The organism is Kocuria arenosa, from assembly GCF_042879215.1.
Taxonomy (GTDB): domain Bacteria; phylum Actinomycetota; class Actinomycetes; order Actinomycetales; family Micrococcaceae; genus Kocuria; species Kocuria arenosa.
Map to the genome: position 1 here is coordinate 1 of NZ_JBHZTA010000013.1, position 14,455 is coordinate 14,455.

The following is a 14,455-nucleotide window of genomic DNA, read 5'->3' on the forward strand; positions in this document are numbered from 1 at the left end:
AAGAACGAAACTTCAACAACTGGTGATGACTCTACAGGTGTTCGCCGGAAAGCACAGTGACGGACCCCACGTGCCCCCGGATCGCCCCGGGACGGTCCGGCGATCCCCCCGGAGCGCTCGAGAATCGTTCCCTCGGACGCCCCACGTCCATAGGCTGTGACCATGGCCACACCTGAGACCCGCACCCGGCCCACCGTCAACTCGGACATGGGCGAGGGCATCGGCCTGCACCGCTTCGGCAACGACCCGGGGCTGCTGCAGGTCGTGGACCTCGCCAACGTCGCCTGCGGCTTCCACGCCGGGGACCCGGACATCATGTCCGCGACCGTGGCCGCCGCCGTGGCCCACGACGTCGCGATCGGCGCCCACCCGTCCCTGCCCGACCAGTGGGGCTTCGGCCGCCGCGCCATGGTCCTCACCCCGGAGGAGGTCGAGTCCCTGGTCCGCTACCAGGTGGGCGCCCTCACCGGCTTCCTGCTCCAGCACGGGGCGGAGCTGCACCACCTCAAGCCGCACGGCTCGCTCTACGGGATGGTCGCCAAGGATCCGGCGCTCATGGAGGCGGTGGCGGCGGTGGCCGCCGACTACCGCGTCCCCGTGCTCGGGATGGCCGGCACCGCCCACGAGTCCGTGTGCGCCGAGCGCGGCGTGCCGTTCGTGGCCGAGCTCTACGTGGACCTCGACTACACCGCCGCGGGCGGGCTGATCATCCAGCGCACGCCCCACACCACCGACCCGCGCGCCGCCGCGGAGCGGGTGACGCAGGCCCTGACCGAGGGGGTCGTGCGGGCCGAGGACGGCACGGAGCTGCCGATGCGCTTCGAGTCCGTCTGCGTGCACTCCGACGCCCCCGGGGCGCCCGCCGTGGCCCGCGCTGTCCGCGAGGCGATCGACGCCCACCCGGCGCGGGGCACCTGACCCGCCCGACCGCCGTCGTCCCACCCGATGCCCTCCGATCCCACGTCTTCCCAGTCCACGTCTCCCGACCCGACCTCTCCCGACCCGACCGAAAGGACCCGCACCATGGCCGAGATCCAGTCCCCGCTCCCCGGCGTCTTCTACCGCCGCCCCTCCCCCGACAAGGACCCGTTCGTGCGGGACGGCGACCCGGTGGAGACCGGCCAGGTCATCGGGCTCATCGAGGTGATGAAGCAGTTCTCGGAGGTCCAGTCGGACACCGCCGGCACGCTCCAGGCCTTCGAGGTCCAGGACGGCGACATGGTCAATCCGGGGGACGTCATCGCCGTCGTCGCGGAGGGCTGAGCCGTGCCGATCTCCACACTCCTGGTGGCCAACCGGGGCGAGATCGCGGTCCGGATCCTGCGCTCGGCGCGGGAGATGGGCCTGCGCACCGTCCTGGCCGTGAGCGAGGTGGACCAGGAGTCGCTGGCGGCGGAGCTCGCCGACGCCGTGGCCGTGGTGGGGCCCGCCCCGGCCCAGAAGTCCTACCTCAATGCGGAGGCGCTCGTGGCCGCGGCCCTGGAGCACGGCTGCGACGCGGTGCACCCCGGCTACGGGTTCCTCTCCGAGAACGCCGCGTTCGCCCGGCGCGTGCAGGAGGCAGGGCTGACGTGGGTGGGCCCCGCCCCCGACGTCATCGACCTCATGGGCCACAAGACCCGGGCGCTGGAGGCCGCGATCGCGGCCGGGGTCCCCGTCCTCGCCGGCTCGAACGGCCCCCTGGAGGGCGACGACGACGCCGTCCTGGCGCTGGCCCGGGAGGTCGGCTACCCGCTCGTCATCAAGGCCTCGGCCGGGGGCGGCGGGCGCGGCATCCGCCTGGTCCGCGCCGAGGAGGACCTGCTGCGGACCGTCGACACCGCCCGGTCCGAGGCCGGCGCGAGCTTCGGGGACTCCACGGTGTACCTGGAGCGGTTCGTGGAGCGGGCCCGGCACGTGGAGGTCCAGGTCCTCGGCGACGGACAGACGTTCCTGCACCTGGGCGACCGCGACTGCTCCCTGCAGCGCCGCTCCCAGAAGATCGTGGAGGAGGCCCCCGCCCCGGACCTGCCGGACGAGGTCCGCGAGCGCGTCCGGGACTCCGCCGTGAACCTGGCCCGGCTGTGCTCCTACACCGGGGTGGGCACGGTCGAGTACCTCTACGACCCCGTCCGGCACGAGGCGGCGTTCATCGAGATGAACACCCGCCTGCAGGTGGAGCACCCGGTCACGGAGTTCGTCACGGGCGTGGACCTCGTCGCCGAGCAGCTCACGATCGCCTCGACCGGACGGACACGGCTGCGGCAGGAGGACATCACCTTCGACGGGCACTCCGTCGAGTGCCGGATCAACGCCGAGGACCCGGAGAAGAAGTTCATGCCGAGCCCGGGCACGATCAGCCGCCTCGACTGGCCGGAAGGACCCGAGTACCGCGTGGACACCGGCGTGCGCAGCGGCGACACCGTGGCCCCGTACTACGACTCGCTGCTGGCCAAGCTGATCGTGCACGCCGAGGACCGGGAGACGGCCGTGCAGCGGATGGGCGCGGCCCTGGCCGCCACGCACGTGGAGGGGATCAGGACCACGGTGCCGCTGCTGCGGCGGCTCGTGCTGGACCCGGAGTTCGCGGCCGTGGCGCACCACACCACCTGGATCGAGACCGAGCTGCTGGCCGACAAGCCCGCAGACACGCCCAGCGGCATTCCCAGTGAGGGGAGCGCACCATGACCGAGACCCTGTACCTGCCCACCGCCCGGTACACGTGGGGCGGTGACGAGTTCCTGTTCGTGGAGTTCGACGAGGCCATGAACCTCACCGCCAACTACCTGGCCACCACCGTGGCGCAGGGCCTCACCGGACTGGACCTGCCCGGTGTGGTGGACGTCTGCCCCGCCAACGCGTCCCTGCTGGTGCGCTTCGACCCGGACGTCATCGAGGCGGAGGACCTCGAGCGCCGCACCCAGGAGCTCGAGGGCCGGGCCCGCGAGTCCACGCAGTACACCGCCGAGACCCGGATCATCGAGGTCCCGGTCTGGTACCAGGACCCCTACACCGCCGAGGTCGTGGCCCGGTTCCGCGAGGGCTACCACCAGGACCCGGCCGGCACCGACCTCGACTACGCCGCGAAGGTCAACGGCCTCGCGGACGCCGCCGAGTTCATCCGGCGCCACCACGAGTCCCCGTGGCTGGTGTCCATGGTGGGGTTCGTGGCCGGGCTGCCGTTCATGTACCAGCTCGTGCCGAGGGACCGGCAGCTCGAGGTGCCCAAGTACCTCAGTCCCCGCACCGACACGCCCCCGCTGACCGTGGGCCACGGCGGGTGCTTCGCCTGCATCTACTCGGTGCGCGGCGCCGGCGGCTACCAGATGTTCGGCATCGCCGCCGCCCCCATCTACGACCCCGAGCAGCGCCTGCGCGACTTCCGGGACTTCCTGATCCTGTTCCGGCCGGGGGACCTCGTGAAGTTCCGGCCCGTGGACGAGGCCGAGTACCGCTCCATCCAGCAGCAGGTCGAGGACGGCACCTGGCGGTACAGGCAGGCGCCCGTGACCCTCGACGTCGAAGCCGCGCTCGCCGATCCCGACACCTACAACCGCACGCTCCTGGAGGCCCTCGATGGCGCTGACGATTGAGCAGCCCGGGCTGCTGACCACCGTCCAGGACCAGGGACGGATCGGGTACTACAACGTGGGCATCCCGCAGGGCGGGGCCATGGACCAGGAGTCCGCGCAGGCGGCGAACAAGCTGGTCGGCAACTCCGCCGCCGAGGCCGTGCTCGAGTGCACCTACACGGGACCGGCCTTCACCGTGGACGCCCCGACGACGATCGCCGTGACCGGCGCGGACCTCCCCGTGCTGGTCAACGGTGAGGAGCACCCGGCGTGGCGGCGGATCGAGCTGGTCGCCGGGGACGCCGTGAAGTTCGGCGTGCTCCGCGGCGGCGCCCGGTTCTACCTGGCCGTGCGCGGCGGCATCGCCGTGCCGGAGGTGCTCGGCTCGCGCTCCACCTACGCGATCGGGCGGCTGGGCGGGCTGGACGGCCGGAAGCTCGCAGCCGGGGACGTGGTGCCCGTGGGCGAGCCCACGGGTCTGCTGCCCGAGCTCGAGGAGATCCCGGAGCGACTCCGACCGGCACTCGGGAGGTCGCTGGAGCTGCGGATCGTGTGGGGCCTCTACGACCACCTGCTCACCGACGAGGGCCGGCGCCGGCTGGTCGAGGAGGAGTGGAAGCTCACCCCCGTGGCCGACCGCATGGGGCTGCGCTTCGAGGGCCCCGGCGTGGAGTGGATCCGGCGCGAGCAGCCCTTCGGGGCCGGCTCGGATGCCTCCAACATCGTGGACGCCGGCTACGCCGTGGGCTCCGTCCAGGTCCCCGGCGGGACCCAGCCGATCGTGCTGCACCGGGACGCGGTCTCGGGCGGGGGCTACGCCATGGTGGGCACCGTGATCTCCGCGGACATGGACCTGCTGGCCCGGGCCGCCCCGGGCGCGGTCACCCGGTTCCGCGCGGTGTCGATGGAGGAGGCGCTGCAGGCCCGCCGGGAGCGGGCCGAACGGCTGGAGGAGATCTGGTCGCTGTGACGGGCCTCCGGTCCCGGACGCGGCGGGGCGGTGCCGTGGTGGCACCGCCGCGCCGCTCGCCGTCCGGGCACAGGCTGCGGCCGGACGGTGCTCGCCCGGCCCCCGTGACGCCCTCCTAGGAGAGCTCCAGCTCCCAGTCCTTGACGTCGGCCATGGGGGCGAGCAGGCTCGCGTCGAGCTCGCCGAGGGGCAGGCCGCTGCGCACGCGCCGGGGCCAGTCCCGGTTGGCCAGGGCCGCCTTGCCCAGGGCCACGACGTCCGCGGCGCCGCCGGCCAGCAGGGAGACGGCCGTCTCCGGGTCGTCCAGGTGGCCGTTGGCGATCACCGGAAGACCCGAGTGCTTCTTGGCGAGAGCGGCCAGGGAGGGTCCGTCGTCGTCGAACGCCGGGGCGGTCGCCCTGTACTCGGTGGTGTGGACGAAGTCGATCCCGGTGGCCCCGAGGGTGGAGAAGATCACCCGCGCCTCGTCCGCCCCGCCGCTCCACCGGTGGTCGTGGTCGCTGACCTTGGCCTGGGAGATCCGGATGCCCACCGTCAGGTCCGGGCCGACGGCCTCGCGGACGGCCCGGCAGATCTCGGCGGCGAACCGCACCCGGTTCTCCGGCGATCCTCCGTACTCGTCGGTCCTGAGGTTGAGGTAGTCGGTGAGGAACTGGTCCAGCAGGTAACCGTTGGCGCCGTGGATCTCGACACCGTCGAACCCTGCGTCCTGGGCACGCAGCGCGGCGGACACGAAGGCCTGGCGGACCTCCTCCATCTGCTCCGCCGTGATCTCCGCGGGCACGGGGTACGGGCCCTCACCACGGTAGAAGCCCAGCTGCTCGCCCTTGGGGGCCACCGCGGAGGGACCGATGGTGGAGTCGACGAACCGGTTGCCCTGGGCCTGGGCACCCGCGTGCATGAGCTGGGCGAAGATCTTCGTACCGGCCGCGTGGACGGCGTCGACCACGTCGGCCCACGACCGTGCCTGCTCCTCGGTGGCGATCCCGGGCTGGAACAGGTAGCCCTGCCCGTAGGCGGCGTCGGGGTAGATCCCCTCGGTGATCAGCAGCCCGAAGCCTCCACGCGCGAAGGCCTCGTAGTAGGAGACCATGCGATCGGTGGCATGGCCCTCCTCCGTGGCGCTGATCCTGGTCATCGGAGCCAGCGCCACGCGGTTCTCCAGCCGGGTGGAACCGATCCGGAGGGGGGACCAGAGCGGGGTGAGGTCGGTCATGAGCATCTCCTTCGATGGTCGTTCCGGGGTGTCCGGAGCGGCTCCCGGGGCGGCTTCCTGCGGGGAGCCGCCCCGGGGGTTCGGGGGCCCGCGCCGTCGGCGAGGCCTCCTGACTGGGTCACACGGTGTCGGCGCTGAGGAGCAGCGCCCGCACGAGCTGCCCCGCGTCCATGGGCGCTGCGCTGTGCTGGGTCCGGTCGACGAGGATCCGCTCGAACTCCCCGCCGTCGTCCGGCAGGGCTCGCCGGTCGGCGAGGTGCTGGTCGACCAGGGCGTCGGCCAGCGTCTCGACGTCGGGGAAGACCTGCTGCCTCCCCGTCCGGGAGGCCAGCACCCACCGGTCGCCGAGGACGGTGATCCTCGCGCGGGGTCCCACGCTGCGCCGGAGCTCCGCGAGGACGGCCGGCTTCATCCGGTGGAGGTTGATGTAGGCCGTCACCTTCGAGACCGCACGCCCCCCGGGGCATCCTGCGCACATCGTGACCTTCTCCTCCCGCGCCGGCTACGGCATCACGTCGCCGCTGTTGGGTCCCAGCGTCTGGCCGGTGTAGAGGTCACCGCCGGGCGAGGAGGCCAGCAGCAGCGCGGTGGGCGCCACCTCGTGGGCCTGGCCGAAGCGGCCGATGGGCAGCTCCGCCTGCTTGGCGGCCTTCCACTCCTCGGACAGTCCCTCGATCAGCGGCGTGACGATGGGCCCGGGCGCGATCGAGTTGACGAGGATGTGGTGCTCGGCGAGCTCCAGCGCCATGGCCTTCGTCATGCCGATCACCCCGGCCTTGGCCGCCACGTAGTGCGTCAGGCCGGTGCCGCCCTTGAGGCCCAGCTGCGAGGCGATGTTGATGATCCGTCCGCCGCCGCGCTCCACCATGTGGGGCGCGGCCCAGCGCGCGGCCAGGAAGACGCCCTTGAGATCCACGGCCAGGACCTTGTCGAACGTCGCCTCGGTCATCTCCAGCAGCGGCGTCTCGTCGAGGATGCCGGCGGCGCTGACGAGGACGTCGATCCCGCCGAACTCCTCGACGACCCGTCCCATCGCCTGCTGCACCGCCTCGCCGTCGGTGACGTCCACGGCGAGCGCCGTGGTGCGCCCGCCGAAGCTGCCGCACTCCTCCGCGACGGCCGTCGCGTGCTGCTCGTCGCGGTCGAGGACGGCGACGTCCGCGCCCTCCTGGGCGAAGAGCATGGCGATCGCCGCTCCGATGCCGCTGCCGCCGCCGGTGACGACGGCGACCTTCCCGGTGAGTTGCTGTTCCATGTCTGCCTTTCCTGGAGGGCTCAACTGGGCCAGCGGACGGTGAGCCCGCCGTCGACGACGAGCTGCTGCCCCGTGACGTAGGCCGAGTCGTCGCTGGTGAGGAAGCGGATGGTGCGTGCGGCCTCGTCGACGTTGCCGACCCTCCCCCACGGGATGATCGATCCCGCGGCGTCGAGGCCCTCGCGGCCCAGGGAGTTCACCGGGTCGAGGGACTGGGGGCTCTCGATCAGCCCGGGGATGACGGCGTTGACCCGGATCTTGCGGGGTGCGAGCTCGACGGCCAGCGAGCGGCACAGGCCGATGAGCCCGGACTTCGCCGCCGCGTAGTGGCTGTGCTCCTCCCACCCGTAGACGCCACCGGCGATCGACGACGTCGCGACCATCGCCCCGCCGTGGGTCATCCGTGTGCTGCAGGAGCGGAAGACGCGCATCACCCCCGAGAGGTCGACGGCCATCATGTCGTCCCACGCCTGGTCGGTCATGTCCGCGAGCGCGGCCCGGCGGAGGATGCCGGCCGCGGCCACCGAGATGTCCAGCCGGTCGAACTCGTCGAGCGCGGTCTGGGCGAGCTTCTCGGTGTCCTCGAAGCTGCGCACGTCCATGGGGACGGCCGTGCAGCGCCCGCCCGCGGCCTCCACGGCGCGGACGGTGTCCGTCGCGTCGTGGGGGTCCGAGGGCAGGTAGCCGATGACGGTGTGGGCCCCGGCCCGGGCGTAGGCGACCGCCAGGGCCCGGCCGATCCCGCTGCCGCCGCCGGAGATGACGGCGACCTTTCCCTCGAGTCCGTCGTCGCGGATCATGCGATCACCGTGGTCCTCAGGTGGGCGTCCTTCAGGGTGCGGGTCCCGGCCATGCACAGCGCCGAGAGGATCAGTCCGCCGGAGCCGGTGATGATCGCCGCCGTGGCCGTGTCCACCCCCGCGGTGAGCAGGATGGTGAGCAGCCCGGAGCCGGCGATGCCGCCGAGCGGCGCCATCACGTGGGCCACGTTCGCCCCCATGCCGCGCACCTGGGGCGGGAAGGACTCGCCCATGTAGAACAGCAGCGCCGCGTAGGGGCCGGTGAGGAAGAACAGCGTCATGGCGTACAGCGGGATGATGTAGCCGGAGGTGCCCGGTCCCAGCAGCATGGCCAGGCTGACGATGCCGCCGGCGATCCAGCCGAGGACCACGGTCGGCTTGCGCCCGATCTTGTCGCCCAGCCAGCCGTGGAACACGTAGCCCACGAAGCCCACCGCGTTGGAGAGCACGAGGATGATGAGGGCGTTGTCGAAGGAGACGCCCTTGGCCTCGACCAGGATGGTGGTGCCCAGGACGGAGAACACCTGGATCGCGAACCAGTTGAAGAACCACGCCAGGGACAGGCAGGTCGTGTGCCGCCGCAGCTCGGGGGTGAAGACGTCCTTCACACCGGTGGCGTGGTGGGCCGCCTCCTCGAGGTCGTGCTCGTCGGCCAGCGCGTGGGCACCGGCGGTGTCACCGGCGGCCCGGCGCCGCCGGACCTCCTTCATGGCGGCGAAGGTCGGGGACTCCGGCAGGCGCAGGGCCAGGAGGACGACGATGATCGACAGCACCGCGGCGACCACGAAGGACCAGCGCCAGCCGATGATCGGCAGGGTCAGGGCCGACAGTCCCGCGGAGACCAGCGCGCCGACCGGCCAGCCGCCCTGCACCAGCGAGTACATCAGGCCCTTGCTCTTGGCCTCCTTGTAGATCTCGTTGAGGTAGACGGCGTTGACGACCTCCTCGGACATGGAGAAGCCGGAGAAGGAGCGGATGATGATCAGGCTCGCGGCCCCGAGGGCGGCACCGGTGAGACCGGAGGCCACCGCGCCGCCGAGCATGAGCACGATGAGCGCCTTCTTGCGGCCCATCTTGTCGATGATCGTGCCCACGGCCAGGGCCACGATGAACACGCCGATCGTGGCGTAGGTGTTGATCGCGGTGGACTCCGCCACCGACCAACCGAAGTCCTCGGCGATCACGGGCAGCAGCGTGCCGAAGAGGGTGAAGTCGTAGACGGAGGCCACCCAGGCGATGAAGCAGACGATCGAGACCTGCTTGACCACCTTCGGGGTGATCTTGACGTTCCAGGGCTCGACGCCGGAGGGCGTCGGGTTCGAGCGCAGAGAGGTCATGGCGGTGTTCCTTCGTGCCGGTCAGCCGGCGTTGCGGGGATTGCGGGTCGCGAAGTCGCGGGCGACGTCCTCCATGAAGGCGAACTCGACGCCGTCGTGGCCGGCGATGTGGTCGAAGAGACGCTCGAGCATGAGCAGGTTCTGCGGGCGGCCACAGACGTCGGGGTGGATGGTGAGCGGGAAGACGCCGTAGTCCATCTCCCGGTGGACCCAGTCGAACTGGTCCTTCCACAGCTGCTCGATGTCCCGCGGGGACACGAAGCCGTGGCTGTTCGGGCTGGACTTGATGAACATCATCGGCGGGAGGTCGTCGAGGTACCACGAGGCGGGGATCTCGATGAGGTCGGTCTCCTCGCCGCGCACCAGGGGCTTCATCCACTCGTGGGCCGAGGCCGCCTCGTAGTCGATCTTGGTCCAGGTGTCGCCGACCCGGACGTAGTACGGGGTGTGGTCGTCGTGCATGAGCGAGTGGTCGTAGAGGAACCCGCGCTCGAGCAGGATCTCGTTGGTCACCCCGGAGAACTCCCACCAGGGCGCCACGTAGCCGACCGGCTTCTTGCCGGAGCGCCGCTCGATGAGGTCGGTGCAGTAGTCGAGGATCTCGGTCTCCTGCTCGCGGGTCATCGCGATGGGGTTCTCGTGGCTGTAGCCGTGGACGCCGATCTCGTGGCCGGCGGCGACGACGGCGTCGAACTCCTTCGGGAACGTCTCGACGGAGTGGCCGGGCCAGAACCAGGTCACGGGCATCTCGCGGCGCTGGGCGAGCTGGAGCAGCCGCGGCACGCCGACCTCGCCGGCGAAGAGGCCGCGGGAGATGTCGCCCGGGGAGTCCTCGCCGCCGTAGGAGCCCAGCCAGCCGCCGACGGCGTCGACGTCGATCCCGACGGACACGTAGATCTTCTTGGACATGTTGTCTCCTCTGGTGGTGGATGGGTGTTCTAGAGGTGGGCGGTGAAGGCCCTGGGGAACTCGGCGGCCGAGGTCCCCAGGGAGATCAGGAGGGCGGCGAGGATGCGCGCCTGGAGCGGGTTGACGTCACCGGAGGGAACGGCGCCGGCCGCCACGAGGTCGGTGCCCCCGCCGTTGCCGTAGCGCGGGACCACCGGTCCCCACGGCGCCCGGGTGCTGAGCACCACGGCGCAGCCGGCCTCGACCGCCCGGGCGACGGCCTCGGCGAAACCGGGGCCGGCGTTGCCGACGCCCGATCCGGCGAGGACCACGGCCTGCGCGCCGGAGCGCACCGCGAAGTCGAAGAGGTCCGGGGTGGCACCGGTGTGGGCCGTGATGATCTCGACCCTGGTGGTGTCGAAGGCCGCCGGCGGCAGCGGCAGGGCGGGGCGCCGGACCGGCCTGGCCGTGACGACGAGCCCGGACCCGGCCATGTGCGCCACCTCGGCGCCGCCCTGGAAGGGGCTGCTCGCGGTGGTGTGCGCCTTCCGGGCGCCGCGGGCGGAGCGGACCGTCCCGTCGAAGGAGATGAGCACGCCGCTGCCCCGCAGCTCGGGGGACGCGGCGGCCAGCACTGCCTCCTCGACGTTGCGCGGGCCGTCCGGGGACGGGCTGTCGGCCGGCTGCTGGGCGCCGGTGAGCACCACGCTCTTCGAGGAGTCGTGCACCAGCTCCAGCAGGAACGCCGTCTCCTCCAGGGTGTCGGTCCCGTGGGTGACCACGACGCCGTCGTTGCCGTGGTCTGCCAGCGCGTCCCGGGTCGCCGCGGCGATCGCCCGCAGCTCGCCCAGGGTGAGCCGGTAGCTGCCCGTGGTGAGGACGTCCCGGGCCGAGACGGTGAGCTCGCCGTACTGGCTCCGGGACAGGTCGGCCGCCGTGTCCGTGGCCACGGCTCCGGTGGAGCCCCCGCCGCGGGACGCAATGGTGCCCCCCGTGCCGAGCAGCTGGATGTGGGTCACGCGCCGCCTGCTTCCTGTGGGTCGGTCCCGATTTCGCGCGGAACAGGACGTCTATGCAAACGAATGCCGCAATCGATTGCGTAAGATGTTGGGACTGACCTTAGAGCGGATCTAGAGTGATGCGCAACACATTCACGGGAATTTAACGTCCGTTACTGTGTGGAAACAGAGGGGAGGAGGTGGGCATGGGCGTACGACCGACCGTCACGCTGAAGGCCCTGGCGGGCGAGCTGGGCCTCAACCCCTCCACGGTCTCCCGGGTGCTCAACGACCCCAGGGGCCTGGACTCCAAGTGGGCTTCGTCGGACACCACGGAGCGCATCTTCGCACTCGCGGAGGAGCGCGGCTACCGCAAGAACCCCTACGCCGCCTCGCTGCGCACGGCCAAGTCGCACATGATCGGAGTCGTCGTGCCCCGGCTACAGGACTACGTCCTGGCCACGATGTACGAGGGCATCGACGAAGCCGCCTCCGAGCACGGCTACTTCACGGTGGTCTCCAACTCCCTGGACGACCCCGCGTCCCACCGCGCCAAGGCGGAGAAGCTGCTGGACCGCCGTGCCGACGGGCTGATCTTCGGCGACGCCCTGTTCGAGGACCCCTTCCTGGAAGAGCTCGCCGCCCACGGGGTGGCCTTCACCCTCGTGAGCCGGCGCTCCCCCGGCCACCGGTCCGTGACCTGCGACGACTACACCGGGGGACGCATGGTCGCGGAGCACCTCGTCGCCTCCGGCCGGAGGACCTTCGGCATCATCGCGGGCGATCCACGGGCCTCGACCTCGATCGACCGGTGCGCGGGCTTCCTGGACGCGCTCACCGGGCACGGTCTCGGCGTGGACCCGGCCCAGGTGGTCCCCGGTGGCTTCGACGCCCCGGCCGGCAGCGCGGCGGCCGCCCAGATCCTCGCCGCAGGACCGCTGCCCGAGGCGGTCTTCGCGGTCAATGACTTCGCGGCGATCGGCGCGCTCGGCGCGTTCGCCCGGGAGGGGATCACGGTCCCGGAGGACACGGCCCTCGTCGGGTTCAACGACACGCCGCTGGCCGGCAGCGTGGGACTCACCACCGTGCGCTCCCCCATGCACCGCATCGGCCGGCAGGGGTTCGAGATGCTGATGGACGTGCTGGACGGCAAGGACGTCGAGAGCGTCCAGCTTCGCCCCGAACTGGTCGTGCGCACGAGCGCCTAGCCGTCCAGCACCCGCCGTCGGACTGCCCGGAGGATCTGCCGCCCCGGCTGTGGGGCGCCACCTGAGCCGCGGCAAGGAGGCGAGGCAGGTCGGCGCAACTGTGTACAAAATGCGGATCGATCAAGTAATGAGCCGGTGTTAGTGTTGATGCATCACGCGAGTGGTCAGCCGGGGGGCTGAGCCGCCGCGTGAGGATCACGTCGGAGCGACCGGCCGGAAGGCCGCCAGGACGATGTGGATCATGATGCCGCCGTCCTGGTGGCAGCGGGCCTCGGACCAGCTGGTCAGTCGTCGGGGGGCGACTCCCCTGCCACCAGGACGCGCAGGCTCCTCCGTCCCCGGCCACCGCTCGACGCCCCGGCCGGAGAGCCCGTCGATCAGGCGAAGACGAAGACGAGCGGGAAGACCACCACCACGATCGCGGCCCACACGCCGTAGACCGGCAGGTAGCGCGTCTGCCAGCGCTCGAGCTCGGCGAACGGCCGCCGTCCCCGCAGGCACCCGGCACTCAGCCAGCCGGCCCGCACCAGGTGCACCAGCAGCAGCAGGTTCAGCCCGAGCGCGGCGATCTTGTTGGGGCTGGAGCCGAACTCGGCGATCCGGGTCAGCATCGCGGTCAGCATCACCGCGTCCACCGCCAGCGCCGCGACGACGAGCACCAGCTGCAGGCCGTCGAAGAGACCGGGCGGCTCGAGCGGGTCCCGGGCGGAGATCGAGTAGAGCAGCAGCGCCAGGACGAGCACGAGGATCGCGTCCATGAGGATGAGCAGCCCGCGGTCGACGTCGACGAGCCCCCCGGCCGCCGTGAGCACCGCCAGGAGGGCCAGCAGCATGATGATCGTCAGGGGGGTGAACACGCGCGTGAGGACCGGGGCGATGTTCTCGACGACGTTCTGCTTGGCCTCGACCAGCCACGCTGCCACGACGAGCGCCCCGGGCACGGCGAACGGCAGGATCCAGTCCTCCAGCACCGGCTCCAGGTCGATGCCGACGACCTGCAGGGCCCCGAACGTGAGCCCGACCAGCACCGCCCCGCCCAGCGCCAGGAGCGTGTAGTAGATCACGAGCTCGCCGGTGAAGCGGACGAAGTCCATCCGCCGGCCGTCGGAGCGCCACCTCCCGCCCACGTAGGCGACCCCGGCCAGCAGCCACAGGACCACCGGGGCGTGCAGGACGGCGAGCAGCTCGGTGGATCCGCCGGGAACGAAGGGATAGGCGTTGAGCACGACCGCCAGCACCGCGAACGGGACGAGCAGCCCCGCCAGCACGCGGGCGGTGAGCCGGCGCTTCCACGCGAAGTACCCGGCGAGGAAGGGCAGGACGAGCAGGCCGAGGTTGCGCGCCAGCACGGCCTCCTCGCCGAACCAGGCGGTGCCGGCCTTGACCGCCACCCCCGCCCCGACCGCGAGCGCGAGGACGATTCCCAGCTCCCGCCACGGCGGCGCGCCGGCGTCCTCGGCGTCCTCCGGGACGAGCACGAGCTGCTTCCACAGCCGCTCGGAGTGCTCGCGGGCGAACTCGTGCGAGACGGCGTCGAGGTTGCCCATGCGCTTGATCGCGACGAGGAAGGCCTCGTCGTCGTCGAGCCCGGTGGCCCTCAGGTCCGCGACCTGTTCGCGCAGGTGGTCCTCGAGCTCGTCGACGTCGGCCGGGGAGATCGCCTGGCGGCGCTGGACGTAGCCGCGCCACCGGCCGATCTGGGCCTCCTGCTCCGCGTGCAGCCCCATCACGCCCACCGCTCGGTCGTGGCGGGCGGCTGCTGCGCGGCCTGCCACACCTGCCGCAGCGCGTCGGCCACGACGGCCCACTGCTCCTGCCGGTCGGCGAGCGCGGCCCGGCCCGCCGGCGTGATCGCGTAGTGCTTGCGCCGGCGCCCGGCCTCGGACGTGCCCCACGAGGACGACACGTAGCCGAGCCGCTCGAGCCGGTGCAGCAGCGGGTACAGCATGCCGTCGGTCCACTGCATGGAGCCGCCGGAGAGCTCGCCGACCCGTTTGAGGATCGCGTAGCCGTACAGGTCGCCGTCCGCCAGGATCCCCAGCACGAGCGGGGTGGCCGAGGCGGCGACCAGGTCCTTGTCGATGCGCACCGCGCCTCCTATACCTAGTTGTGCTATGCATTGAACCCTAGCAGCGCTAGGTATGGCAAGTGGGCCGCCGGAAACGACGACGCACACCGGGCGGACTGGGCACCGCCGCCTCCTGCGCCTACAGTCGAAGCAGAGTTGCAGAC

General features: G+C 71.6%; 15 protein-coding genes. 6 read left to right on the forward strand and 9 right to left on the reverse strand.

Annotation, left to right across the window (positions count from 1 at the left end; translation table 11 throughout):
- The first annotated feature begins 162 nt into the window (after positions 1 to 162).
- The 5 genes from ACFYE3_RS16840 to ACFYE3_RS16860 all read left to right on the forward strand — a co-directional run bounded on the left by ACFYE3_RS16840 (position 163) and on the right by ACFYE3_RS16860 (position 4,521).
- A complete protein-coding gene (locus ACFYE3_RS16840; protein ID WP_387611013.1) occupies positions 163 to 918 on the forward strand; it encodes a 5-oxoprolinase subunit PxpA in 756 nt (251 codons plus the stop codon).
- A gap of 105 nt (positions 919 to 1,023) precedes the next feature.
- A complete protein-coding gene (locus tag ACFYE3_RS16845) occupies positions 1,024 to 1,263 on the forward strand; it encodes an acetyl-CoA carboxylase (RefSeq protein ID WP_368822701.1) in 240 nt (79 codons plus the stop codon).
- 3 nt (positions 1,264 to 1,266) lie between these two features.
- Complete coding sequence (locus ACFYE3_RS16850; protein ID WP_387611014.1) at positions 1,267 to 2,667, forward strand: acetyl-CoA carboxylase biotin carboxylase subunit; 1,401 nt, start codon at positions 1,267 to 1,269, stop codon at positions 2,665 to 2,667.
- Complete coding sequence (locus ACFYE3_RS16855) at positions 2,664 to 3,572, forward strand: 5-oxoprolinase subunit B family protein (RefSeq protein ID WP_387611016.1); 909 nt, start codon at positions 2,664 to 2,666, stop codon at positions 3,570 to 3,572. Before ACFYE3_RS16850 ends, ACFYE3_RS16855 begins: the two co-directional genes overlap by 4 nt.
- Entirely contained in the window at positions 3,556 to 4,521 is a 966-nt protein-coding gene (locus tag ACFYE3_RS16860; RefSeq protein ID WP_387611017.1) for a 5-oxoprolinase subunit C family protein, read from the forward strand. The genes ACFYE3_RS16855 and ACFYE3_RS16860 overlap by 17 nt, the downstream gene beginning before the upstream one ends.
- A 115-nt stretch (positions 4,522 to 4,636) precedes the next feature.
- Here ACFYE3_RS16860 and ACFYE3_RS16865 read toward each other — a convergent pair whose 3' ends face one another.
- From ACFYE3_RS16865 to ACFYE3_RS16895, 7 genes are all read right to left on the reverse strand, one after another.
- Positions 4,637 to 5,737, reverse strand: coding sequence for an oxidoreductase (locus ACFYE3_RS16865; protein WP_387611019.1), 1,101 nt, complete (start codon positions 5,735 to 5,737; stop codon positions 4,637 to 4,639).
- Between the two features lie 118 nt (positions 5,738 to 5,855).
- On the reverse strand, positions 5,856 to 6,176 hold the full coding sequence (locus ACFYE3_RS16870; RefSeq protein ID WP_387611021.1) for a hypothetical protein: 321 nt from the start codon (positions 6,174 to 6,176) through the stop codon (positions 5,856 to 5,858).
- A 63-nt stretch (positions 6,177 to 6,239) separates the two neighbouring features.
- Positions 6,240 to 6,992, reverse strand: a complete 753-nt coding sequence (locus ACFYE3_RS16875; RefSeq protein WP_387611022.1) for an SDR family NAD(P)-dependent oxidoreductase — start codon at positions 6,990 to 6,992, stop codon at positions 6,240 to 6,242.
- Between the two features lie 20 nt (positions 6,993 to 7,012).
- Positions 7,013 to 7,792, reverse strand: a complete 780-nt coding sequence (locus ACFYE3_RS16880) for an SDR family NAD(P)-dependent oxidoreductase (RefSeq protein ID WP_368822709.1) — start codon at positions 7,790 to 7,792, stop codon at positions 7,013 to 7,015.
- A complete protein-coding gene (locus tag ACFYE3_RS16885) occupies positions 7,789 to 9,129 on the reverse strand; it encodes an MFS transporter (protein ID WP_387611023.1) in 1,341 nt (446 codons plus the stop codon). Before ACFYE3_RS16885 ends, ACFYE3_RS16880 begins: the two co-directional genes overlap by 4 nt.
- A 21-nt stretch (positions 9,130 to 9,150) precedes the next feature.
- Positions 9,151 to 10,038: a polysaccharide deacetylase family protein gene (locus ACFYE3_RS16890; protein ID WP_387611025.1), complete on the reverse strand. Its 888-nt coding sequence runs from the start codon at positions 10,036 to 10,038 to the stop codon at positions 9,151 to 9,153.
- A 29-nt stretch (positions 10,039 to 10,067) separates the two neighbouring features.
- Positions 10,068 to 11,036, reverse strand: a complete 969-nt coding sequence (locus tag ACFYE3_RS16895; RefSeq protein WP_387611026.1) for an asparaginase — start codon at positions 11,034 to 11,036, stop codon at positions 10,068 to 10,070.
- A 185-nt stretch (positions 11,037 to 11,221) separates the two neighbouring features.
- On the opposite strand from ACFYE3_RS16895, the gene ACFYE3_RS16900 reads away from it, so the two are divergent.
- Positions 11,222 to 12,223, forward strand: coding sequence for a LacI family DNA-binding transcriptional regulator (locus ACFYE3_RS16900; RefSeq protein WP_387611027.1), 1,002 nt, complete (start codon positions 11,222 to 11,224; stop codon positions 12,221 to 12,223).
- Between the two features lie 377 nt (positions 12,224 to 12,600).
- Here ACFYE3_RS16900 and ACFYE3_RS16905 read toward each other — a convergent pair whose 3' ends face one another.
- Complete coding sequence (locus ACFYE3_RS16905; RefSeq protein ID WP_387611029.1) at positions 12,601 to 13,950, reverse strand: permease prefix domain 1-containing protein; 1,350 nt, start codon at positions 13,948 to 13,950, stop codon at positions 12,601 to 12,603.
- Entirely contained in the window at positions 13,950 to 14,312 is a 363-nt protein-coding gene (locus ACFYE3_RS16910; RefSeq protein WP_387611031.1) for a PadR family transcriptional regulator, read from the reverse strand. The genes ACFYE3_RS16905 and ACFYE3_RS16910 overlap by 1 nt, the downstream gene beginning before the upstream one ends.
- Positions 14,313 to 14,455 lie beyond the last annotated feature (143 nt).